This is a genomic window from Algoriphagus taiwanensis, from assembly GCF_036245645.1.
Taxonomy (GTDB): Bacteria; Bacteroidota; Bacteroidia; order Cytophagales; family Cyclobacteriaceae; genus Algoriphagus; species Algoriphagus taiwanensis.
The window spans coordinates 26396-47623 of the sequence record NZ_BTPE01000016.1 but is presented as its reverse complement, the minus strand read 5'-3'; the positions used below and the strand labels follow the sequence as shown (position 1 = coordinate 47623).

Here is a 21228-nt window from a genome sequence, read left to right as displayed (position 1 = left end):
TTCAATGAAAAGGCGAATAGGTTCAAATCTTAAGAGGCTCTTAGTCATGTCGATGATGACATGGATCTCCTCTTTTGCCTATTCTCAATTTGCATTTAATCTACCTGATCGATCCAATGAGCGCATTCACAATTATTCCGATATGGGAGTAGAGGTAAGCGGAAAACTCGCGCTATGCTCCCATTCAGAAAAAGGAAACATCATCCTCAATGTCTATGGAGGCAGACCTCCCTATTCGTACAAGTGGAATACCAACGAAACCACTCAAAACCGATCTAATCTCAACGCTGGAACCTATACCGTCTGGATCACCGATGCGGATGGAAAAACTCTCGAGAAAAGTATTGTCATTCAACCTCCTTTTCCACTCCTTTTAAATCCAGTGGAAAAAAGAGAAGCCTCCTGCGGGTCTGGTAATGATGGCTATGCTAAAATCAGCGTAAAAATCGGCCGCAATGATTACGAAGCAGATAGCCCTCCATACGATGTCACCTGGAGCAATGGCTTGAAGAATGTATGGGAAGCATCCAATCTCGCTCCGGGAGTCTACACAGTTACAGTCGGAGACAAATACTACTGCGAAACCAGCATTTCCTTTGAAATAAAAGCCGCCTCAGAAGGACTTACCTTGTCAGAGACTATTCAAAATCCAAGCTGCAGTTCTGAACAAACCGGAAAAATCAGCCTGAACGTCTCTGGGGGACAAGGCCCATATACATACAAATGGAGTCATGGACCGACTTCATCAAGCCTTGAAAATCTCGCGGCAGGTATCTACCAAGTTCAGGTACAGGACACCAAAGGTTGCTCAATACAGGCATCCTATCAAATCTCCGCCCCTAGTCCTCTTGCAATCTCGGAAAGCATCTCTCAGCCCTCTTGTGAAGGAAATGCAGATGGAAAAATTGAGCTTCAAATCCAAGGAGGAAAAGGCCCTTACATCTATAAATGGAACACTGGGTCAAGTTCCCCTGCGATGACTGACCTTACTTCAGGGGTTTATTCCGTGCTTGTGACAGATGCCTCTGGCTGCGAAGTTCAAAAGCAGTTCAACCTTTCAAATTCATCCACACTTCAGGTAGAAGTGTTGGAGAAAAAGCCCGTTTCCTGCTCTGGACAACCCGATGGATCGGTCATGCTGGGTATAAAAGGTGCAAATGGCAACATTTCAATCAAGTGGTCAGATGGCAAAACAGGCGGTGAAAAAAGGACTGATTTAGCTTCTGGCACCTATACAGCAGAAATTTCGGATGACTCGGGCTGTTTGGTGACTGTAAGCTTTACTATCGACCAAAACCCAACCCTAAGAGCAAAAATTGAAACCGCTTTGGAAGTGAATTGCGCGGAGGGAAGTGTGGCAGGAGTGGCCTGGGTTTCTATCGAAGGGGGAGTGGAACCCTATCAGATCAATTGGTCATCCTCAGATAATTCAAGAGAAATTTCCTTTAAAGAATCCGGAAAACTCAAGGTAGAAATCACAGATGCTTTGGGCTGTAAAACGACTGCAGAAACCAATGTAGAAATCCCCACGAGCACAACTCTCGGTTCAAGAATCGAATTCGGCTACCGAAAACTTACCATCAGCAGTGAACCGGAAGTACGAGTCAAAGAAGAAATCCTCTTCGAAAGCGAAATCGCTCCTGAAATTCTATCCTGGACTTGGGAATTTGGAGATGGTACCTCTTCTTCAGAAAAAAATCCAATCCACATCTTCCAAAAAGAAGGAACCTACGAAGTCACCTTGACTGGATATGATGTCTTTGGCTGCACAGCTGTGGAGACCAACACCATTCAGGTCAATGCTCCTGAAGAAATGGTCGTCATCCCCAATGCCTTCTCACCCAATGGGGATGGATTGAACGACACCTTCTTACCGAAGCTTAAAGGAGTTTCTTCATTTACCCTAGAAGTATTCAATACTTGGGGAGAAAAGCTCTTTGTTACCGAATCACTTGAATCAACCGGCTGGGATGGCACCTATCGAGGTCAGTTAGTCCCTCCGGGAAATTATCTCTATCGAATCACCTACACCCTATCCTCCAGCGGAATCACCCATAGCCGCTCAGGGGGAATCACCCTAATCAGATAAGTTTATGAAAAGAACTTTTACACTGATCGCAATTCTGTCCCTTTGCCTAATCACCCCTTTGGTTCAGGCGCAGGATATCCAGTACTCCCAGTTTTACGCCAACCCGCTATACCTCAACCCGGCCATGACCGGGGCCTCAGAAGGCACTAGCTTTGGTGTCAACTACCGAAACCAATGGCCAGGACTGGACCAAAGCTTCGTTTCCTATTCTGCACATGTAGATCATTACTTCTTCGGTGCCAAAAGTGGAGTAGGGCTGATATTCAATCGCTCAGAACAAAGCATGGCCAATCTAAGTGTCTCTGAAATCGGACTAACTTACTCCTATCGGGCAAGATTGGGTTTTCGATCCTTTCTGAGAGTAGGCGGACAAGTTAGCTTCATGGATCGAGATGCCTACTTTGGAAATTTGGTCTTTGGAAGCCAAATCGACGACCAGACTGGAGCTATCGGAGATTTCTCCGGAGAAAATCTGGGAGAGGATTTCCGTCACCAATTCGCAGATTATAGCGTGGGAGTGATGTTCAATAACGACAACCTATGGCTGGGACTCTCTGCCCACCATATTACTCAGCCGAATATTTCATTTATTGACAATGAACTGAGCCAACTCCCTATGAAATTTTCCGCTCATGGAGGATATAAAATCGATCTCTCTGGAGGATCAGCAAAACATTTCCTAAATAGATCTACAGGAAACAGAGAGCTGACTTTCGCTTTCAATTACAAGAACCAGGGTCCATTCCAGCAATTAGACTTGGGCACTCAGGTGAATCTACAACCTCTTGTCCTAGGCGTCTGGTACAGAGGAATCCCGGTTTCTGAGGCTAATCAGACTACCCACGAATCCATCATTGCTTTGGTAGGCATCGCCGTTTCCTCAGGTCTTAGCATCGGCTACAGTCACGACTTTACTTTATCCTCTTTGGGAAATGCCAATACCGGTGGAGCCCATGAAGTCAGCCTCCGATATAGCTTCCTAGCCACTTCCGCAAAAGGTGCCGGCAGAAAGTCCTCCATGCCTTGCTTCAAATACTAATTCATAAAACAATCACCCCATCAAAGGGCTTTACTTCGGTAAAGTCCTTTTTTTATGCCCAAAACGCTACGATTGATTCTTGGAGATCAGCTTAACTCCCAGCATTCCTGGTTTTCCAAAACTGACTCAGAAGTTACCTATCTGATGATGGAAGTCAGGCAAGAGACAGACTACGTGCAGCATCATATCCAAAAAGTGGTCGCTTTCTTTTTGGCCATGAGAACCTTTGCCGAACAACTCCAAAAAGCCGGTCATCGGGTGATTTACTTCAAGCTAGACAATCCGGAAAACGAGCAGAGTTTCGAAAAGCAAATTTCTCTTCTGGTAGAAAAGGAGAATTACAGCCGCTTCGAATACCAACTCCCGGATGAATACCGATTGGATCAACAGCTAAAGAACTTGGGAGATAAATTGTCCATAGAGACTCAAGCCGTGGATTCCGAGCACTTTTTGACTTCACGGGATTTTCTTAAAGACTTTTTCAAAGGGAAAAAGACCTATCTCATGGAGACCTTTTACCGGGAGATGCGCAAGAAGTACGATATCCTCATGGATGGTAAGGAACCTCTCACCGGTCAATGGAATTACGACCAAGAAAACAGACAGGCGCTCAAAGACAAAAAACTGCTCAAAAAACCCTTACTCCACCCCAAAAACGTAAAAGATATAGCGGAAATGATTCGCCAAGCCGGGGTGAAAACCCTAGGTTCCTTGGATGAAGAGAATTTCCCCTGGCCAGTATCCCGGGAGGAAAGTCTGGAGCTACTGGACCACTTTTGCGAAAAGCTCCTTCACAATTTCGGTGCCTATCAGGATGCCCTGACTACCTGGGATCCCTATCTTTTCCATTCCAGACTGAGCTTTTCCATGAACTCCAAAATGCTCTCTCCTTTGGAAGTCGTGCAAAAAGTGGAGGAGTATTGGCATGCCCACCAAAACCAAATCTCAATTGCTCAGGTAGAAGGTTTTATCCGACAAATTATCGGATGGAGGGAGTATATGCGAGGGATTTATTGGGCCAAAATGCCCGAGTTTGCCGAGCTGAACTTCTTTGATCACGACCGCAAGCTCCCTAACTGGTTCTGGACCGGAAAGACAAAGATGAACTGTCTAAAGGAATCCATCGGACAATCCTTGGACTTGGCTTATGCCCATCATATCCAGCGCCTCATGGTCACTGGAAACTTTGCCCTGCTTGCCGGAATCCATCCCGATGAGATTGATCAGTGGTATTTGGGTATCTACATCGATGCTATCGAATGGGTGGAAATCACCAATACCCGAGGAATGAGCCAGTTTGCAGATGGGGGAATTGTCGGAACCAAACCCTATGTCTCCTCGGCAAACTACATTAAGAAACAGGGAAATTACTGCGACCATTGCGCCTATGATTCCAAGGAAAAAGTCGGAGAAAAAGCCTGTCCTTTCAATTCACTCTATTGGCACTTTTATGCCAGAAACCGGGAGAAGCTGGAGAAAAATCCCCGTATTGGAATGATGTATCGCACTTGGGATAAAATGGGAAATAAGCAGGAGATTTTGGATCAGGCGGAATTGTATCTGAAGAATATCGAGAATCTTTGAGGATTTGCTAGGACTCCCACAGCTGTTTTCTTTTAGCAATTTTCCAAGTATCACCTTCTAATTGGGCAAAAATTAGGAGGCCTGATGCACATTTTGAACCGCATCGATATTCTAAAATCAAACAGGCGGTTTGATGGTCAGCGCTTATTGAAATTCGGGAAAGCTTGATGCTGGACCATCCGTATTCGTAAGCATCCTTTCTTCTTTCCTCCAAAATCTGCAATCCTTGATTTTGAAAAAGACTGGTTCTGTCAAAAGAAATTGGCTCTTTAAATTTCAATAAGTCCAATGCCATTCGTCTTTCGATTTCATTTAAGTCCTTGTAGACATACTCATTCTTTGGATCTAGAATTCTTGGATAAATTCTGGAACCGAGGGTATCCAACACCTCAACTACAAAAACATCCCTAGTTGAACTGGGACCTAAGTATCCAGAGATGATATCTGTACCGATTTTATTTTCCAAGCTAGGAGAACTCTGAAATAAGAAAAGCCAAAGAATTAAATGATAAATCATCAGGTAGTTGGATAAAGAAGAAAATACGCTTTCTAATAAACGATTAGTTTAAGAAAAAATCAAAATTTCAATTCAAAAAAACAGAGAAAGAGCTCAAGAAAAAAAAGTTGCTTGAGACATCTTGAATTGAATTAAAATAGAATGATTGGGGAGAATCCAGATACCTTCCCTCTATTCTTAGCAAACCCCAACTTCCGATTTTCTGATCCAGGTTGAGTGAGACACCACTCGCCTCTAGGCCTACTTGCCCATACAAAAACGTAATCCCTTGGAAGGGATCACTATAGTGTTCTAACCGTAGAGCTGAGGCGAATTTTTCAGAAAAGGTGTATTGGGCAAGGAAAGCCGCTCCCCACCAGGTTTGATTGGCCATATCTTGGTTAGTACGCTGACCCGCATCAAGGCCTGCTATCAGTTTCCACTTTTCCCCAACTGAAAAAGTCCCATAAACATTGCTGAATAAAATATTCGTGCCGACTTCCAGGTTTTGGTCCGTGCCCAGAAAAGTACTCCAGTTCCAAACCGTGCGATCTGAAGGGGTATAGGTAGCTTGAGTGCCAATGGAAGGTTTGTTTTTGCCGGGAATTGGTTTGATTCTTTGCCATCCATTCAGGTAAAGAAGGGCAAAATACCATCGCTCATTTGCCTGCCATCCCAATTTGAATCCAGTCTCAAAATAGGGGCTATTCTCAGCAATCAGGGATCGGGACAAAGTCAGGTTATTTTTGGAAACGGCACTTTCAAACCCAATATGAGAAGGAAGTACTCCTGCGTCCAGCCAAAGAGTCTGCTTCTGATCTAGTGCATATCCCAGGTTAGCCTGATGAATCCAACGAAGGGCTTTGGGTTCGTTGGCGTAATTATCGGAGACATAAGTACCTTGTTGAATCCCAAGGTTGGCCCGAAATCGCCCGGATTCATAGCTTGCGTTGACTAAGACAAGATTGACCGCGGGCTGATGATGACGGGTGTGGTTGTAAAGAAATGGAAGTCGTCTTTCTGAAATCGGCTCATTAAAATCATAGCCATAATACAAGTCCAAAAAAGCGGAAAAAGAGAAAGCCTGGGGTTCTTTTTCCCCTTCTTGGGAAAAAGACAAATGGGCAAAAGTGGCCAACACGATTACAAGTAACCTTTTGCGCATAGCGAGTTATTTATTTACCTGATCTAAGGTTACCCGCATTTTGGGAAGGCTTTCCGGATAATTTCTTTGAAGAAATTCGATCATTTTTTCCCGTACATATACCCGGAGATCCCAAGCAGTAGGGGAGTTTTTGGCAGAAACCAAAATCCGGCTCTCCACTGTCCTTTCCTTGGCTTCAGTCACTTGAAGGACCTTGACCTTCTTATCCCAAAGCGGCGTAGTCTCCAAAATTCTATCCAGTTCCTTCCTCATTTCATCAAAAGATACCGTGTAATCCGTATAGATAAATACACTTCCGATAATATCCGCAGAAGTCCGGGTCCAATTTTGAAAGGGTTTTTCCAAGAAATAGGTGGTGGGCAAAACCAGTCTTCGCTGATCCCAAAGCCGAACTACTACATAGGTCAGATTGATTTCCTCAATCCAACCCCATTCTCCCTCCACGACTACTGCATCATCCAGTCGAAAAGGCTGTGCAAAAGCAATCTGAATTCCGGCTATCAAGGTTCCGATCGCTTTTTGCGCAGAAAAACCGATGATGATCCCTGCCACCCCTGCCGACGCAAACAAACCCACACCAATCTGCCTGATCGATTCAAATGAGATCAAAATCAGGCCTATACCAAAAAGTAAAATGATGAAATTGGCCACTTTCTGAAGGATATTCAGCTGGGTATAGACCTTTCGTGCTTTGAGATTATCCTCCTGATTGATGGCATAATTTTTCAAAAACTCCCGCTTTGCAATACCTGTCCCCACGAGGAGAGTCCATACCACTCCGATGATAATCAGAACCGTATTAATAGGAGACAAATAGGTAAAAAGACCTGTCCAAGTTTGGGCTTCTTCGCGGAGATAAAACTTTGCTAGAAGCAAGATTGCGGTGGTCAAAAGAGGAAGAATAAGTCGCTTATTGATATTCATGGATGAAAAAAATCAGTGAATGAAGGCAGAAGATAAAAAAGGATATGCCCTGAACCAAAAAAACCGCCCGAAGGCGGTTTCTGATGCTGATTTAAACTGGGATTAATCTCCAATCCATTCTGCTACGAATAGGTTGGTATCCCTTGTGCCCCCGTTGTTTCTGTTGGAAGCAAAAACCAAATATTTTCCATCATTGGAGAAGACAGGAAAAGCATCGAATGTGCCGTCATGAGTAATCCGTGTCAAGCCTGTCCCGTCCAGATTGATCATAAACAGGTTGAAAGGAAAACCTCGCTCGGTTTGATGATTGGAAGCGAAAATCAACTTTTCTCCTGAAGGATGGAAAAAAGGAGCCCAGTTTGCCTTACCCAAGCTGGTGATTTTCCGGATGTCGGTTCCGTCGGCGTTTGCCACATAGAGTTCCATATCGGTTGGCTTCACCAAACCTTCTTTCAATAAATCCTGGTATTCTTTGATTTCCTCCTCTGTCTGAGGTCTGGAAGCTCTCCAAACCAGCTTGCTTCCATCCGGCGAGAAAAACGCGCCGCCATCGTAGCCCAAATCCGAAGTAATCTGCTTCACATCTGTCCCGTCGATATTCATGGTGTAGAGCTCCAAATCACCTGTTCGCATGGAGGTAAATACGATTTTGTCTCCTTTTGGAGAAACAGTCGCTTCGGCATCGTATCCCGGCTCATTGGTAAGCTGGGAAAGGATATTTCCCTGCAAATCCGCGGTGAAAATGTCAAAGGAATCGTAGATCGGCCAAACGTATTTGCCATCAGCTCTTCGCTCAGGTACAGGCGGACAAGCCGGGTCTACCAAATGGGTGGATGCATAGACAATCGTCTGATCTCCCGGAAGGAAATAGGAGCAAGTGGTCCTTCCCAAGCCGGTACTTACTCGCTGAGGTTGGTTATTTTTCAAATCATCCTCACGCCAGTTGAGGTAAAACATCTGATCACACTCATTTCCCCAACCTGCAAAATCAGACTGAAAGACCAGCAAAGAGTCATTGAAAGACCAATAGGCTTCAGCATTATTTCCCCCAAAGGTCAGCTGCTTGATGTTTTTGAGATACTTCATCTCCTCAGGATGAAGGAGGAGAGAGTCTGATGCCGAGCGGGCTTCAGGTTCTGATACAGTTTCGGTCTTGGGTGAGCAGGCCACCGCCAGGAAAGCCAATGAGTAGAGGAGTTTCTTCATTTTTAACTTTGAAAGTAAAAGAATTAAGGCCCGAAGATACCAATTATTATCTTTGGACTAAATCCACAAAATCATGAAGAATATTCTTTTTAAATCCAGCTATATCCTAGCCGCTACTATCTGCATCGCATCTTGTGATAGTCCTCCCACAGATCAAGGTCTGGAAATCAGCCTTAAGGAAGATGTGGTCTATCTGGCTGCAGATGATCTCGGAGGAAGAGCAATTGGCACGGAGGGAGAGCAAAAAGCAGCAGAGTATCTGGCTCAGGAATTCGAAAAAGCAGGACTACTGCCCAAAGGTACCGAAGGGTTTTTCCAACCTTTTACTGTTTCCAAACCCAGCAATCCACACGAGGAAGCCGTAATCGGAACCGATGGGGAAGGGATTACCGGTAGAAACGTGATCGGATTTTTGGACAAAAAAGCTGACAAAACCATCGTAATCGGAGCACATTTCGACCATTTAGGCATGGGCGGACAAGGCTCCCTTCATCGGGGCGATTCGGCTATCCACAACGGCGCAGATGACAATGCTTCCGGCACGGCTGCACTCTTGGCTTTGGCAGAAATTCTGAAACACGAGGAGCTGAAAAGCAATGTACTTTTCATCGCTTTCTCCGGAGAGGAAAATGGCCTTTGGGGCTCCAATTATTTTGTCAAAAACCCAACCATCGATCTCCAGACGGTCAATTACATGATCAACATGGACATGGTGGGCCGATTGAAAGAAGACAATTCCCTAGCGATCAATGGCGTAGGAACCAGCCCTAGCTTTGTGCCCGTACTCAATCAGATCAATGCAGACGGTTTGAAATTGGTGACTTCCGAATCCGGAGTCGGTCCATCCGATCACACCTCTTTTTACCTGCAGGACTTGCCCGTTTTGCACTTTTTTACCGGACAGCATGAGGATTACCACAAACCAAGCGATGACTCGGACAAGATCAATTATGCAGGCTTGGTGAAAGTAGTCCGCTACATTTCCCGCTTGGTTACCTCGCTGGACGCTGAACCTAAACTGGCTTTCAGCAAGACCAAAGACTCCAGCGATTCACCAAGATTCACTGTGTCTATGGGTGTGGTGCCCGACTACATGTTTGACGGTAAGGGCATGCGCGTAGACGGAGTCTCCGAAGGCAAACCTGCCCAAATGGCCGGATTGCAAAAAGGAGATGTGGTCGTCCAATTGGGAGATTCTACCGTGTATGACATGATGAGCTACATGCGTGCCCTAAGCGCTTTCCAAAAAGGTGATTCTACCAAAGTGGTGATCGATAGATCCGGCCAGAAAGTGGAAGCGGTGGTGAAGTTCTAATCCCATTCATTCAAAATATAACCAAGCCGCTGGAAAAATTTTCTAGCGGCTTTTCTTTTCCAGGCCTTTTTTGAATTCATGGAGAGGAATAAAAAAGGCGGCTTCTATTGGTCCCATATTCTGCTTTAGCCCCTTTCCCTCCGCGATTCGAATCAATTGTTTGGCATAATATCCAGCCTCCGCAGAATCCTCAAATGCCTTCATCCCTGTCCGGATTTTGGGTATTTCCAGCACGGGAATCTTTCCTTCCAGAAAAGCCGCCATTCCTTCAAGATGGGTGATAAAAGGCCTAGCCATCCCAATAAGGTCGGCCTCACCGGCTTCAAGCACCTGATTGCAAAAGTCAAAACTTCGGAATCCTCCGGTAATCAAAATCGGAAGCTGGCTGATTGCTCGAACCTTGCCGGCAAAATTCAAGAAATAGGCCTCTCTTCTTTTTGTGCTTTCCCTTCGGGTATCTTCTTCTTCGACCAAAAAAACTACATTTTCATACGTCCCTCCGGAAATCTCCAAAAGATCGATTCCTTCTTGCTCCAAAAGGCGGACCACCTGCAAGGAATCTTCCTCAGAAAATCCTCCCTTTTGAAAATCAGAAGAATTCAGCTTTACAGAAACAGGGAAATCAATCCCCACTTCAGCTCTCACTTCCCTGATAATCTGCAAAAGCAGGCGACTCCGATTTTCCAAACTTCCTCCCCATTTGTCCTCGCGTAGGTTAGTTCTAGGGGATAGAAATTGACTGAGAAGGTATCCATGGGCCGAATGGATCTGTACCCCCGTAAAACCAGCCGCTTTTGCGATTCTTGCCGCCTTTCTAAAACCAACAATAACTTCCTCAATGTCCTTTTGGCTCATCTCTTTTGGCTTTCCAAATAGTCCAATCTTATGCAATTGAACTTCAGAAGGGGCCTTGGGATGAGTATTCACCAATCGGCTTGTCTGCCTTCCTGAGTGGGAAATCTGCACCCAAAAATGGTTTCCTCGAGAAGTCCCAGCCGCAGCTAAGGGCTGAAGCTTGGGTATCATTTCTTCGGAATTAAACAAAAGATTTCCCGCAGACTCCAAGTGCTTGGCATCTATCATTACGTTGCCAGAAATCAACAAGCCCGCTCCAGTCTGCGCCCAGAGCTCATAGAGTCTGACAAGTGCGGATGTGGGTTCGAAATCCCGATTACTGATCCGCTCAGTCATGGCAGATTTGGTCAGTCGGTTGGACAAGACAGCCCCGCAAGGCAGGGTAATTGGCGTTTGGAGATAATTCATAGGCTAGGGCCGTCAAAATAACTATTAAAACTCGTTGAAATCGAAAAATCTGAATTTCTAGCCAACCATTTCAGTTCCTGTCTGCTTTAATTCAGTCCCTGATTTTGACACTTCAGTCAGGTTGAATTTTTTGACCGCTAAAGGCCCTGCATTTTTGGATCAAAACAATCCAGAAATGAAATCCAGGCTCTTACTTTTCACTTTCTTCCTTCTCCTGCAGCACACAGCACTGGCTCAGACGGTATTGACTGGGCGGGTATTGGACGAGAAAAATCGAGCTCTTCCGGGAGTCAATGTTTACATCAAAGGAAGCTTTGACGGAAGCAGCACCGATGTGGATGGAAGGTTCCGGTTCCAAACCAATGAAAAAGGCATTCAACTTTTAGCTTTTAGCATGATGGGATTCACTACCCATGAGCAGGTCATCACTTTGGAGGAAAAAGAAATCGAAATTTCCGATATCCTCTTGGCTGAAGAATTCAACGAGCTGAACGCTGTCACCATTTCCGCAGGAGCGATGGAAGCGTCGGATGAAAAGAAATCCGTAATCCTGAGGCCACTCGACATTGTCACCACCCCCTCTGCTATGGGAGATATAGTGGGGGCATTTCAGACTTTGCCTGGAACATCGAATGTTGGTAACGACGGCCGTCTTTTTGTCCGTGGGGGAGATGCCAGCGAAGTGGGAATTTATATCGACGGAATGCGTGTAGGCAATGCCTATGGAACCACTGCCGGAAATGTCCCCACCAGGACCCGCTTCAATCCCAACTTATTCAAGGGAACCTTCTTCTCCACCGGAGGCTATTCTGCCGAGTATGGACAGGCTCTTTCCTCTGCCTTGGCACTCAATACCAAAGACTTGGCTATCCGCAGCCAGGGTGATCTCTCCATCATGTCAGTTGGAGGAGGTTACGCTCATACCCTTGCCAATGAAAAGCAAAGCTTGACCGTAAGCGGAAATATCTTTGATTTAAAGCCCTACCAAAACCTGGTCAAGCAGGACTTTGACTGGGAAAGAGCTCCATACGGGGTAGATCTGGAGATCGCCGCACAGCAAAAAACAGCCAAAGGAGGACTTTGGAAAGTTTTGGCTCGCACTGAAAAAGGTGGGATGGAACTTTGGCAGCCTCAGCCCGGAGTAGAAGGAAGAGGAACTCTGATTGACCTGACCAATACCTATTCCTATGCTCAGACCAACTGGAGAAGAGCCTATGAAAACGGCTGGTCTCTCTTTACCGGCCTCTCTTTTTCTCACAACAAGGACCTGATCAATCTGAATGGGGTAAACCTGAAAAGAACCAATAGGCTGACCCACGCCAAGTTCGGTGCAACCTATGACTTCTCAGAAAAAATCTCTGCCAACAACGGGGTCGAATACTTCAGAAATGATTATTCAGAGACCTTGGTCCTGGAGGGATTTGAAAGGGAGTTTGGAGAAAATCAGGTTTTCCTTTACTCCGAATGGGATCTTTATCTCAGTCAGGACCTAGTTTTCAGAGGAGGATTTCGTGCAGGTACTTCCAGCTTGGCAGACCAAAACTGGCTGGACCCAAGGGCTTCCTTGGCCTACAAAATTTCAGAAAACGGGACGCTTTCTCTCGCTTCCGGGAGATTTCAGCAAATGCCAACCGAAAACTTCCGGGTATTGAATCCCGCTTTGCAAAACACCATTTCTGAGCATCTGATTTTGAACTATCTCTATCAAAAAGAGGGAAGGACGTTTCGAGCGGAGGCTTTTCACAAAAGCTATGAAAATCTGATCCGATTTGACGGCATCCCTCAAAACCCGCAAAATGTACGGAACGAAGGCGAAGGCTTTGCCCGGGGATTTGATGTGTTTTTCCGGGATCGGGAAACCCTCAAAAACACAGACTATTGGATCACCTACAGCTTTGTGGACAGCAAAAGGAACTTCAATCAATTCGAAACCCAAGTACAGCCGGACTTTGCTCCGCGACATAATCTAAGTGTGGTGGTCAAGCACTTTGTAGTGCCTATGAAATCCCAGTTGGGCCTGTCTTGGTCCTTCAACGACGGACTTACCTACACCGACCCCAATCTTCCAGGAGAGATGAACTCCAAAACAGGGGCATTCCAGAACCTGAGTCTTAGCTGGAGCTACTTGCCCCGCCCCAATCTGATCATCCACGGAGCTGTGACCAACGTACTCGGGCACGAAAATATCTTCGGATACTCTTTTGCCCAAACCCCCAACGAACAGGGACAGTTTGAATCCCTTCCTATCGGGCAAGGTGCTCCCCGCTTCCTTTTCCTGGGGATTTTCTTCACCATTTCCAAAGACAAAAACGCAAATCAATTAAACAACCTCTAATTCTAACAACCATGAAAACTGTATTCACACTTTTGCTCTCTTACCTTCTCGTATTTCCAGCTTTGGCTCAAAACTCCTACGAGTCAGCGATGAAAGATCAAATCCAAGCCATGCAGCAAATCCGATCTTTAGAAGAATCCCAAGCAGTCTCCAATGCTTTTCTAAGGATAGCCGATGTGAAAAAAGAGGAATGGCTTCCACTCTACTACGCGGCCTATGTGCAGACCAATGCGGCATTCCGATTTGATGTGGACAAAGATCAATACCTCGATCAGGCGATGGAATTGGCCAAAAAAGCCGCGGGTATTTCTCCAAACAATTCTGAAATTACGGCTTTGGAGGGATTTATCCTGATGGGAAAAGTGTCCGTTGACCCTGCAAACCGTGGTCAGTCTCTCAGTCCTCAAGTGATGCAATTGTATGGAAAAGCCATTGCCCTAAACAGAGAAAATCCAAGAGCCACTACCCTTATGGCTCAAATGGAGCTAGGTATGGCACAGTTCTTTGGTTCAGGACCTGAAAAAGCCTGCGGACTTGCCCGAGTAGGTCTTGAGCTGTTTGCAAAAGAAGAAGCTCAAGTTGATGAAAACTACCTGATGCCTACTTGGGGTAAAAATCAGGCCGAGCAAGTGGCTTCCCAATGCCAATAAGCATCCCGAGCAGAAAACTAAACCATCTTTTACCTTCGCCGGGAATTCCTTCCGGCGGAGGTTTTATTACCGAAACTTTTGCTGAGCTCATCGAACCATCCCAAATTACCTCCCTTTTTCCTAACTTCCCCCATGACCTCCACCACCGCTGACTGTCAAGAGCAAAAAGGCCTTTGGAATGACCTTCGCAAATTCCTCCTGATCAATTTGGGGATTGCCCTTGCTCTTCAGGTTTATTTCTGCGCTTCCTGCTTGATTAGCCTGGAAGGCATCATCAGTATTATTCCTGAGTTTATCTTCTCCTTTGTGGTCTCCATGGCCCTGAGCTTTGGAGGCAGCCGGGTGGAGGATTTTTGGGATCCGAGGCTTTCTTGGATTCATCATCCGGTGAAGCGTCTTTTTGCTACGGTGATTACCTATATGGCCTATTCATTTATCGCAAGTTTCGTGATCGTTTTTTTATATGCTTGGATAGACGGGCAGTTTACCCTGTCTAGTATACCTTGGGACGGAATCTTGGAATTTACCTTCGTTCCCATGAGAATTGCACTGATTTTCATGGCCATTTTCACCACCCGCTCTTGGCTGATGGAGTGGAGAAAATCCGCCATCGAGGCCGAGCAGCTCCGCTCTGAAAAGCTGGCCAGCCAATACCAAAGCCTCAAAGACCAACTCAATCCCCACTTCCTGTTCAACTCCCTGAATGCCCTCTCCAATCTGGTCTATGAGGATGCCGATCGATCCGCCGCTTTTATCCAAAAACTGAGCAAAATCTACCGCTACGTGCTGGATGTGCAGCAGGAGGAACTGGTAGAATTGGACAGGGAGCTTGATTTTGCCCGCAACTTCCTGGAGCTTCAGAAGATTCGGTTTGAGGAAAATCTAAACTTCAGCGTGGAAGTTACTCAATCCAAGGGTTTCTATCTACCTCCACTTTCTCTTCAACTCCTGCTTGAAAATGCAATCAAGCACAACATTGCTTCTCAGGAAAACCCGCTCTTCATTTCTATTTTGCAAAAGGAAAATGAGCTTTGGGTAAGCAATACCTATCAGCCTAAAACCAGCCAAAGTGAGCCCTCCACAGGGGTGGGACTGGAAAATATCCGGTCCCGATACCGCATTTTAAACGACCGGTCTCCGGAAATCTTCCAATCCGAAAATGAATTTTTGGTCAAACTTCCTCTTTTGAAAATCACGGCATGAAGATTCTGATAATCGAAGACGAAAAGCCTGCAGCCAATCGGCTAGGAAAGCTGCTCAGCGAGCATTTTCCCTCTGCGAGTCTTATCGGCGATATGGATACGGTGAGCCGAGCTGTCCGATGGCTGGGAGAAAATACACCACCGGATCTTATCTTTTGCGATATACAGCTGGCTGATGGGATCAGCTTTGAGATCTTTGAAAAGGTAAAAGTGAGCACTCCGGTTATTTTCACCACAGCTTTTGACCAGTATGCCATTCGGGCATTTCAGGTGAATGCGATCGATTACCTACTCAAGCCCATCGATCCGAAAGATCTGGCTCGGGCAGTGGAAAAGTTTCGCTCCCAAAACCTCAGCCCAAACCTAGACCTGGAAGTAATCAAAAACCTCCTCAAACCACAGGAAAAATCCTTCAAAAGCCGGTTTTTGGTCAAATTCGGGGAGAAAATTCAAAGTATTCCTGTCGAGGAAGCAGCCTTCTTTTTCAGCGAAGAGCGGGTGACTTTTTTGCAGACTTTCGCAGGAAAGAAATTTGTGCTTGACTCTACTCTGGAGCAGGTCGAATCCCAAGTGGATCCCGAGTTTTTTTTCCGGCTCAACAGAAAATACCTCAGTCATATCCATGCCATCGAAGAAGTCCTTTCCTACTCCAATAGCCGCCTGAAAGTCAAGCTTTCCAACTGTCCCGATTCGGATATTTTGGTCAGTAGGGAAAAGGTGTCCGAGCTGAAAAACTGGATGGATCGATAGACGTTAAATTTTCTTCAAAATAGAGCAGAAAAGGCCATCGCTTCGTTTGTATCTTAGAGCAAACCCCCACGCTATGAAGCTTCTACTCGCCAAACTGCCTCTTGTTTTCGGCTTTATTGTAGCCGCCTGTGGCACACAGGACACCTTGAACTTGGCAAACACAGACTCCTCGTCTCCTTCCTATGAAAAAGTCACTGAAGTTACCGATATCGATCAGGATGGATCCCAATCCAGTATTTCTGAGCGAAAAATCATTCGGGAAGGGGAAATCTACTTTGAGTGCCGGGACATTTTGGAGACGGATGCCTTTCTCAAATCTGAAGTCAAAGCTGCCCAAGGCTTCATCGCCAATGAGTCCTCCAATAGCTACGGAGAGCGCACGGAAAAACGCCTAACTATCCGAATTCCCTCAGATCAACTCGATCCCCTACTGGAAAAAATTCAAGCTCATGCTGTCAGAATAGAAAATACCAATATCCGGAGCGAGGATGTCACCGAGCAGTTCATTGATGTGGAAGCCCGTTTGAAGACCAAAAAAGAGCTTGAAAACCGGTACACTGAACTCCTCAAACTGGCCAGAAATGTGGATGAAATCCTCCAGCTCGAGCGGGAGCTGGCTAATGTCCGGGGAGAAATTGAATCCATGCAGGGTCGGCTCAATTACCTCAAAGACCGGGTTGCACTGAGCACCCTTAATGTTTCCTTTTTTGTGGAAAAGGAGAAAGCATTTGGCTTTTTTGCCAAAGCCGCAGAGGGACTCAAAAACGGCTGGACCAATTTGCAGTGGTTCTTTATTTTCATCCTGAACCTATGGCCCTTCTTTCTGATTTTCGCAGGATTGTTGATTTGGCTGTTGAAAAGGAAAAAAACACCACCTCCTCCGATGAGGTGATCGAGTCAAGGGTTTTACTTTTCGGAGTCTACTGGACAATGCCCTTTTTGAAAGCTATATTCCAGCATGAATAGAATCTTAGCTTTCTTACTCTTGGGATTGGTTTGGGCTTGCCAGACCTCCGAAAAAAAGACGATCAATCTCGAGGAATTGACCATTTCCCAGATCCATCAGGCGTATCAAAATGGGGATTTTTCGGCTGAGGAACTCACCCAAGCTTATCTGGACCGAATCCAATCTTGGGATTCCCTGACCAATTCTATTTCCTTTATTCATCCCGAAGCCCTTACGCAGGCCAAGGCTTGGGATGAGGAATTTGCCCAAATGGGAAAGCTCAGGCCCCTTCACGGCATTCCGCTGATCGTCAAAGACAACATCAACACCATCGGCTTGCCCACTACTGCGGGAGCTTTGGCCTTGGCTGACTTCTATCCTGAAAGTGATGCATTCATCATTCAAAAACTGAAAGACGCAGGTGCCATCATCTTGGCCAAATCCAATATGGCTGAGTGGGCTTTCAGTCCCATGCATTCCGAAAGCTCAACTCTTGGCACCACCCGAAATCCCTACAACCTGGACCATGTCCCGGCCGGATCGAGCGGAGGAACAGGGGCTGCTGTGGCTGCTAATTTTGGAACCATTGGTTTGGGTACCGATACCGGTAATTCCATCCGCGGCCCTTCTTCCCATAATGCTTTGGTAGGTTTCAGAACCACCTTGGGCTTGGTCAGTCGGGAAGGGATTGTCCCGCTTTACCTTAGAAATGACGTAGTCGGACCTATGTGCCGGACTGTGGAGGATGCGGTAAAGGTACTTCAGGTCATTGCCGGCAGTGATCAAAAGGACCCCATTACTTCCCGTAGTCAGGGAAAAATTCCAACGGACTACCTTCAATCTCTTCAGGCAGATGGGTTAAATGGTGCCCGAATCGGGGTTTTCCGCACCTTGAGTGAAGCGGATCCAGACCCGGAGATTTCTGCGCTTTTCGAAAAAGCCCTCGCCGACCTGAAATCTCTTGGAGCAACACTAATCGACTCCGTGGAAGTAGAAAACTTTGATTCCCTGAGAAGAAATCAATGGTGCCCTGTTTTCCGTCAGGATATGGAAAAGTTTCTGGCAGACTATGTCAAACGGGATACCATGAAAACACTCGAAGATGTGATCCGGGTGGGCACTAAGTCAGACTATGCGCGAAATGGGCTCCAAAGATTTGTAGATCCTGCCTTACCCGAAAATATGGATCAGGACTGTGGAGACCCATTTACCGATCTCAAGCGGATTGCCTTTCGAGAAGCGATTGAAAAAGTCATGGACTCGCTCCAGTTGGATGCCTTGATCTATCCCAGCTGGAACCATCCACCGGCCTTGATCGAGCGATTCCAAGAGGATTACAAAGGGGACAATTCCCAGATAATTTCCCCGCATACCGGGCAGCCTGCGTTCACCGTTCCGATGGGTTTCACGGCAAAGGGACTGCCGGCAGGACTTCAGTTTTTGGGGAAAATGTGGTCCGAACCGACTCTAATTCGCCTGACCTATTCCTATGAGCAGGGGACTCGCCACCGAACACCTCCTTTGATGAAAAAATAAGCACAAAAGGCCATGGGGCATCACCACAAGCACTCTTCCGAAAAAAACCTCCGGACTGCCTTTTTCCTCAATTTGGCTTTTACAGTGGTGGAATTGATCGGGGGAATATGGGTGAACAGCGTGGCGATTCTCTCCGATGCGATCCATGATTTGGGAGATTCCATTTCACTGGGGACTTCCTGGTACTTGGAGCGGTATTCGAAAAAAGCCCCCTCGCAGACTTTTTCCTTTGGTTATCGGAGGTTTTCCCTTTTGGGTGCGCTGATCAATGCCCTGATTCTGATCCTAGGTTCGGTCTTTGTCATCCGGGAGGCCATTTTAAGAATCCTGTCTCCTGAGGTTTCAGATGCTCAAGGCATGTTCTTTTTTGCCTTGCTTGGAGTGGCGGTCAATGGATATGCAGCTTGGAAACTGCACGGTGGAAAAACCCTGAATGAAAAAGTAATTACCTGGCATCTTTTGGAAGATGTTTTGGGATGGGCAGCTGTTCTGCTTGTATCGGTGATCTTGATTTTCTTCCCAAATCCATATTTGGACCCGGCTTTATCCTTACTGATTACCTCCTATATTCTTTGGAATGTGGGAAAAAGACTGAAGGAAACCCTCTTTCTTTTCCTTCAGGGGCATCCTTTGGATATTGATCAATCAGAAATCGAACAGAAAATCCTTCAAATTCCTAAAGTAGAATCCATTCACCATACCCATATCTGGTCACTGGATGGAGAGCACCATGTTTTCACCACTCATGTCAAACTTCACTTCATTGAAGAAATAAAACAGATTCAAGCTGTAAAAAATGAGCTGAAGGAAGTCATGAAGCAGTATCCTTTTGAGCACTATACCATAGAAACAGAGCTCGATGGGGAGGAATGCCTTTTGATTCAGGAAGAAAAAAAGAATCCTTCCGGCAAACTTACTCCTTGATAAAGCCGGAATAGGACATGGAATCCTTGCTGTTGCTGATTATGCGCAAGCTTGCATTTCCGTTTTTCTGAATGGTTAGATAAACCGACCGTACATCACTCTGTTCCTTGGGAGAAATGGTAACATCCCAACCTCCCTTTTTTCGGTCCTTGACTGAATAGTCATACTCCGAAAAGTCAAACTTCAACCCGGTATCGGCCCCGGGAGTACTCTGATAGGCCCTTCCAAAAAACGGCAAGTCTCCAACAACCTTTTCAGAACTCACATCCAAGGTATAGCCCGGGTCTAGCTGAATCATTCTTCCCCGAGCACCTGAGGCCTGACGGGCTTCAAATACAAAGGTTTTGGAATCAACTCCTTCTTTTAATTTTTCAGTATCCGTCTGCTGAGCAAATGAGAATACACTAAAGAGAAGGAAGAATAGGAGAGTAAATGCTGGTCTTTTCATTTCAGTTTCTAATTGGGTTGGCATGAAGTTACCCAGAAGAAAAGGAATAAAAAAACAGGCTTGTTGAAAGAATAGCATCCCTTTTTTTCACTTTAGGATTAACCATAGAAATTTTTAACTCCTTAATTCTAAGTTCAACCACTTACTGATTTTTTACCTTTTTGGCATTGATTTTCAATAGGATTAGTAGAAAAGTCCAATTTAAACGCTAACTTAAATAGGAGAAAGAGATACCTACCAGATTCCGCTATATTAGATTGTTTTAAAATTTTCATTTTTATCCAATGACTAAAAGACTTCTCATTCTGCTTCTTTTTTGCCTTTCGACATTTCCTTCTTGGAGCCAATCTGTAAAACAGGTAAAAAACACCACTTTAGCCTTTATAGAAACGCTTAAAGAAAGCCAAAAAAGCTCGGTTAGCATTTCATTTATCGACAGTGCAAGGACAAATTGGACCAATCTCCCTCTTGGGCTTGCCCCACGATCGGGACTGGCCTATGGTGAACTGTCAGAAAAGAGCAAAATCGCTTTCCACAAGGTTTTGAGTGCTCTTCTCAGTTCCCAAGGATACCTGAAAACCTTCGCCATCATGCAGGTGGACGACATCCTTCACGAGCTATTCGAGATCCAATATTCGCGTGGGCAGATCAATGACAATGCCATCAAAATGATCCGGGGGTTAAACTGGGATTATGGTAATTACTTTATTGCCATTGCTGGCAATCCAGTCCAGGACGCGGCTTGGGGTCTAAAGTTTGAAGGCCATCACCTCTCGCTCAACCTGACGGTTACCGGAGATCAATTTTCCATGACTCCGCTGTTTTTGGGCTCTGATCCTGCAGTGGTCGAAGACACCCAATATGCTGGGCTACGCCCACTGAGCAAAGAGGAAGATTATGGCTTTTGGCTGATCAATGCCTTGGATGAAGGCCAAAAAGCTAAGGCTACCCTCGCAGGAGCAGTCCCCAGGGATATCATTACCAGTCCCGACAGACCTCAGTGGCTGGAAAGCTACCAAGGCATCAAAGGGTCTGAACTGAATGAGGGACAACAAAAAATCCTGCATTACCTGATCGAGGAATACATCGGAAATTTGGAAAGGGACAAAGCCGAGGAACATCTGGCCAAATTGCATGCCCGTGGTATGGGTGAAGTCTATTTTGCCTGGATCGGAAGCTATGAACCGATGAAAGCCCATTATTATGTCATTCACAGTCCAGACTTTCTGATCGAATACGACAATGTAGGCTTTTTGGACAATGCCAACCATATCCATACCATCTGGAGAGAAAATGGAAATGACTTCGGAGAGGATATTTTAAAGAAGCACCGCCTGGAACATAACCATAATTGAG

The 21228-nt window shown here is 45.8% G+C and carries 18 protein-coding genes; 12 read left to right on the top strand and 6 right to left on the bottom strand.

What is annotated here, in order from left to right:
• The first annotated feature begins 4 nt into the window (after window positions 1-4).
• Genes AAA938_RS17895 through AAA938_RS17885 form a run of 3 tightly spaced genes read left to right on the top strand, consistent with a single transcriptional unit; the run spans window position 5 to window position 4712 of the window.
• Window positions 5-2089: a T9SS type B sorting domain-containing protein gene (locus tag AAA938_RS17895; protein WP_338230132.1), complete on the top strand. Its 2085-nt coding sequence runs from the start codon at window positions 5-7 to the stop codon at window positions 2087-2089.
• A gap of 4 nt (window positions 2090-2093) precedes the next feature.
• Entirely contained in the window at window positions 2094-3128 is a 1035-nt protein-coding gene (locus AAA938_RS17890; RefSeq protein ID WP_338230131.1) for a PorP/SprF family type IX secretion system membrane protein, read from the top strand.
• A 54-nt stretch (window positions 3129-3182) separates the two neighbouring features.
• The gene (locus tag AAA938_RS17885; protein WP_338230130.1) at window positions 3183-4712 is read left to right on the top strand and encodes a cryptochrome/photolyase family protein; all 1530 of its coding nucleotides are present in this window, start codon (window positions 3183-3185) and stop codon (window positions 4710-4712) included.
• Between the two features lie 7 nt (window positions 4713-4719).
• Here the strand turns inward: AAA938_RS17885 and AAA938_RS17880 are convergent, their stop codons facing one another.
• The 4 genes from AAA938_RS17880 to AAA938_RS17865 form a co-directional block, all read right to left on the bottom strand.
• Complete coding sequence (locus AAA938_RS17880) at window positions 4720-5229, bottom strand: hypothetical protein (protein ID WP_338230129.1); 510 nt, start codon at window positions 5227-5229, stop codon at window positions 4720-4722.
• Between the two features lie 67 nt (window positions 5230-5296).
• Window positions 5297-6373: a porin gene (locus tag AAA938_RS17875; RefSeq protein WP_338230128.1), complete on the bottom strand. Its 1077-nt coding sequence runs from the start codon at window positions 6371-6373 to the stop codon at window positions 5297-5299.
• A gap of 6 nt (window positions 6374-6379) precedes the next feature.
• The gene (locus tag AAA938_RS17870; protein ID WP_338230127.1) at window positions 6380-7297 is read right to left on the bottom strand and encodes a mechanosensitive ion channel family protein; all 918 of its coding nucleotides are present in this window, start codon (window positions 7295-7297) and stop codon (window positions 6380-6382) included.
• Between the two features lie 102 nt (window positions 7298-7399).
• Entirely contained in the window at window positions 7400-8503 is a 1104-nt protein-coding gene (locus AAA938_RS17865; RefSeq protein ID WP_338230126.1) for a TolB family protein, read from the bottom strand.
• Window positions 8504-8576: 73 nt separating this feature from the next.
• Here AAA938_RS17865 and AAA938_RS17860 point away from each other — a divergent pair, with 73 nt between their 5' ends.
• Window positions 8577-9818 (top strand): M20/M25/M40 family metallo-hydrolase, encoded by a 1242-nt coding sequence (locus tag AAA938_RS17860; RefSeq protein ID WP_338230125.1) that lies wholly within the window; start codon window positions 8577-8579, stop codon window positions 9816-9818.
• Between the two features lie 42 nt (window positions 9819-9860).
• On the opposite strand, the gene AAA938_RS17855 is transcribed toward AAA938_RS17860, so the two are convergent.
• A complete protein-coding gene (locus AAA938_RS17855) occupies window positions 9861-11081 on the bottom strand; it encodes an NADH:flavin oxidoreductase/NADH oxidase family protein (RefSeq protein ID WP_338230124.1) in 1221 nt (406 codons plus the stop codon).
• Between the two features lie 175 nt (window positions 11082-11256).
• Between AAA938_RS17855 and AAA938_RS17850 the strand changes: the two genes are divergently transcribed.
• The 7 genes from AAA938_RS17850 (at window position 11257) to AAA938_RS17820 (ending at window position 19424) form a co-directional block, all read left to right on the top strand.
• Window positions 11257-13416 carry a TonB-dependent receptor gene (locus AAA938_RS17850; RefSeq protein WP_338230123.1) on the top strand — a complete coding sequence of 720 codons (2160 nt, stop codon included), beginning with the start codon at window positions 11257-11259 and terminating at the stop codon, window positions 13414-13416.
• An 11-nt stretch (window positions 13417-13427) separates the two neighbouring features.
• Window positions 13428-14066, top strand: coding sequence for a hypothetical protein (locus AAA938_RS17845; RefSeq protein WP_338230122.1), 639 nt, complete (start codon window positions 13428-13430; stop codon window positions 14064-14066).
• 132 nt (window positions 14067-14198) lie between these two features.
• Window positions 14199-15269 carry a sensor histidine kinase gene (locus AAA938_RS17840; protein WP_338230121.1) on the top strand — a complete coding sequence of 357 codons (1071 nt, stop codon included), beginning with the start codon at window positions 14199-14201 and terminating at the stop codon, window positions 15267-15269.
• A complete protein-coding gene (locus AAA938_RS17835) occupies window positions 15266-16018 on the top strand; it encodes a LytR/AlgR family response regulator transcription factor (protein ID WP_338230120.1) in 753 nt (250 codons plus the stop codon). Before AAA938_RS17840 ends, AAA938_RS17835 begins: the two co-directional genes overlap by 4 nt.
• Window positions 16019-16091: 73 nt before the next feature.
• Window positions 16092-16910 carry a DUF4349 domain-containing protein gene (locus AAA938_RS17830; RefSeq protein ID WP_338230119.1) on the top strand — a complete coding sequence of 273 codons (819 nt, stop codon included), beginning with the start codon at window positions 16092-16094 and terminating at the stop codon, window positions 16908-16910.
• A 66-nt stretch (window positions 16911-16976) separates the two neighbouring features.
• On the top strand, window positions 16977-18500 hold the full coding sequence (locus tag AAA938_RS17825) for an amidase (RefSeq protein WP_338230118.1): 1524 nt from the start codon (window positions 16977-16979) through the stop codon (window positions 18498-18500).
• A 12-nt stretch (window positions 18501-18512) separates the two neighbouring features.
• Window positions 18513-19424 carry a cation diffusion facilitator family transporter gene (locus AAA938_RS17820; protein ID WP_338230117.1) on the top strand — a complete coding sequence of 304 codons (912 nt, stop codon included), beginning with the start codon at window positions 18513-18515 and terminating at the stop codon, window positions 19422-19424.
• Here AAA938_RS17820 and AAA938_RS17815 read toward each other — a convergent pair.
• Complete coding sequence (locus tag AAA938_RS17815) at window positions 19414-19872, bottom strand: DUF4251 domain-containing protein (RefSeq protein ID WP_338230116.1); 459 nt, start codon at window positions 19870-19872, stop codon at window positions 19414-19416. The genes AAA938_RS17820 and AAA938_RS17815 overlap by 11 nt on opposite strands.
• A 284-nt stretch (window positions 19873-20156) precedes the next feature.
• Here AAA938_RS17815 and AAA938_RS17810 point away from each other — a divergent pair, with 284 nt between their 5' ends.
• On the top strand, window positions 20157-21227 hold the full coding sequence (locus AAA938_RS17810) for a DUF3500 domain-containing protein (protein ID WP_338230115.1): 1071 nt from the start codon (window positions 20157-20159) through the stop codon (window positions 21225-21227).
• Window position 21228 lies beyond the last annotated feature (1 nt).

What these genes read in the sequence shown, in the direction of transcription:
- AAA938_RS17895 (WP_338230132.1), top strand. Translation starts at nt 5, where the DNA reads ATGAAAAGGCGAATAGGTTCAAATCTTAAGAGGCTCTTAGTCATGTCG.
- AAA938_RS17890 (WP_338230131.1), top strand. Translation starts at nt 2,094, where the DNA reads ATGAAAAGAACTTTTACACTGATCGCAATTCTGTCCCTTTGCCTAATC.
- AAA938_RS17885 (WP_338230130.1), top strand. Translation starts at nt 3,183, where the DNA reads ATGCCCAAAACGCTACGATTGATTCTTGGAGATCAGCTTAACTCCCAG.
- AAA938_RS17880 (WP_338230129.1), bottom strand. Translation starts at nt 5,229, where the DNA reads ATGATTTATCATTTAATTCTTTGGCTTTTCTTATTTCAGAGTTCTCCT.
- AAA938_RS17875 (WP_338230128.1), bottom strand. Translation starts at nt 6,373, where the DNA reads ATGCGCAAAAGGTTACTTGTAATCGTGTTGGCCACTTTTGCCCATTTG.
- AAA938_RS17870 (WP_338230127.1), bottom strand. Translation starts at nt 7,297, where the DNA reads ATGAATATCAATAAGCGACTTATTCTTCCTCTTTTGACCACCGCAATC.
- AAA938_RS17865 (WP_338230126.1), bottom strand. Translation starts at nt 8,503, where the DNA reads ATGAAGAAACTCCTCTACTCATTGGCTTTCCTGGCGGTGGCCTGCTCA.
- AAA938_RS17860 (WP_338230125.1), top strand. Translation starts at nt 8,577, where the DNA reads ATGAAGAATATTCTTTTTAAATCCAGCTATATCCTAGCCGCTACTATC.
- AAA938_RS17855 (WP_338230124.1), bottom strand. Translation starts at nt 11,081, where the DNA reads ATGAATTATCTCCAAACGCCAATTACCCTGCCTTGCGGGGCTGTCTTG.
- AAA938_RS17850 (WP_338230123.1), top strand. Translation starts at nt 11,257, where the DNA reads ATGAAATCCAGGCTCTTACTTTTCACTTTCTTCCTTCTCCTGCAGCAC.
- AAA938_RS17845 (WP_338230122.1), top strand. Translation starts at nt 13,428, where the DNA reads ATGAAAACTGTATTCACACTTTTGCTCTCTTACCTTCTCGTATTTCCA.
- AAA938_RS17840 (WP_338230121.1), top strand. Translation starts at nt 14,199, where the DNA reads ATGACCTCCACCACCGCTGACTGTCAAGAGCAAAAAGGCCTTTGGAAT.
- AAA938_RS17835 (WP_338230120.1), top strand. Translation starts at nt 15,266, where the DNA reads ATGAAGATTCTGATAATCGAAGACGAAAAGCCTGCAGCCAATCGGCTA.
- AAA938_RS17830 (WP_338230119.1), top strand. Translation starts at nt 16,092, where the DNA reads ATGAAGCTTCTACTCGCCAAACTGCCTCTTGTTTTCGGCTTTATTGTA.
- AAA938_RS17825 (WP_338230118.1), top strand. Translation starts at nt 16,977, where the DNA reads ATGAATAGAATCTTAGCTTTCTTACTCTTGGGATTGGTTTGGGCTTGC.
- AAA938_RS17820 (WP_338230117.1), top strand. Translation starts at nt 18,513, where the DNA reads ATGGGGCATCACCACAAGCACTCTTCCGAAAAAAACCTCCGGACTGCC.
- AAA938_RS17815 (WP_338230116.1), bottom strand. Translation starts at nt 19,872, where the DNA reads ATGAAAAGACCAGCATTTACTCTCCTATTCTTCCTTCTCTTTAGTGTA.
- AAA938_RS17810 (WP_338230115.1), top strand. Translation starts at nt 20,157, where the DNA reads ATGACTAAAAGACTTCTCATTCTGCTTCTTTTTTGCCTTTCGACATTT.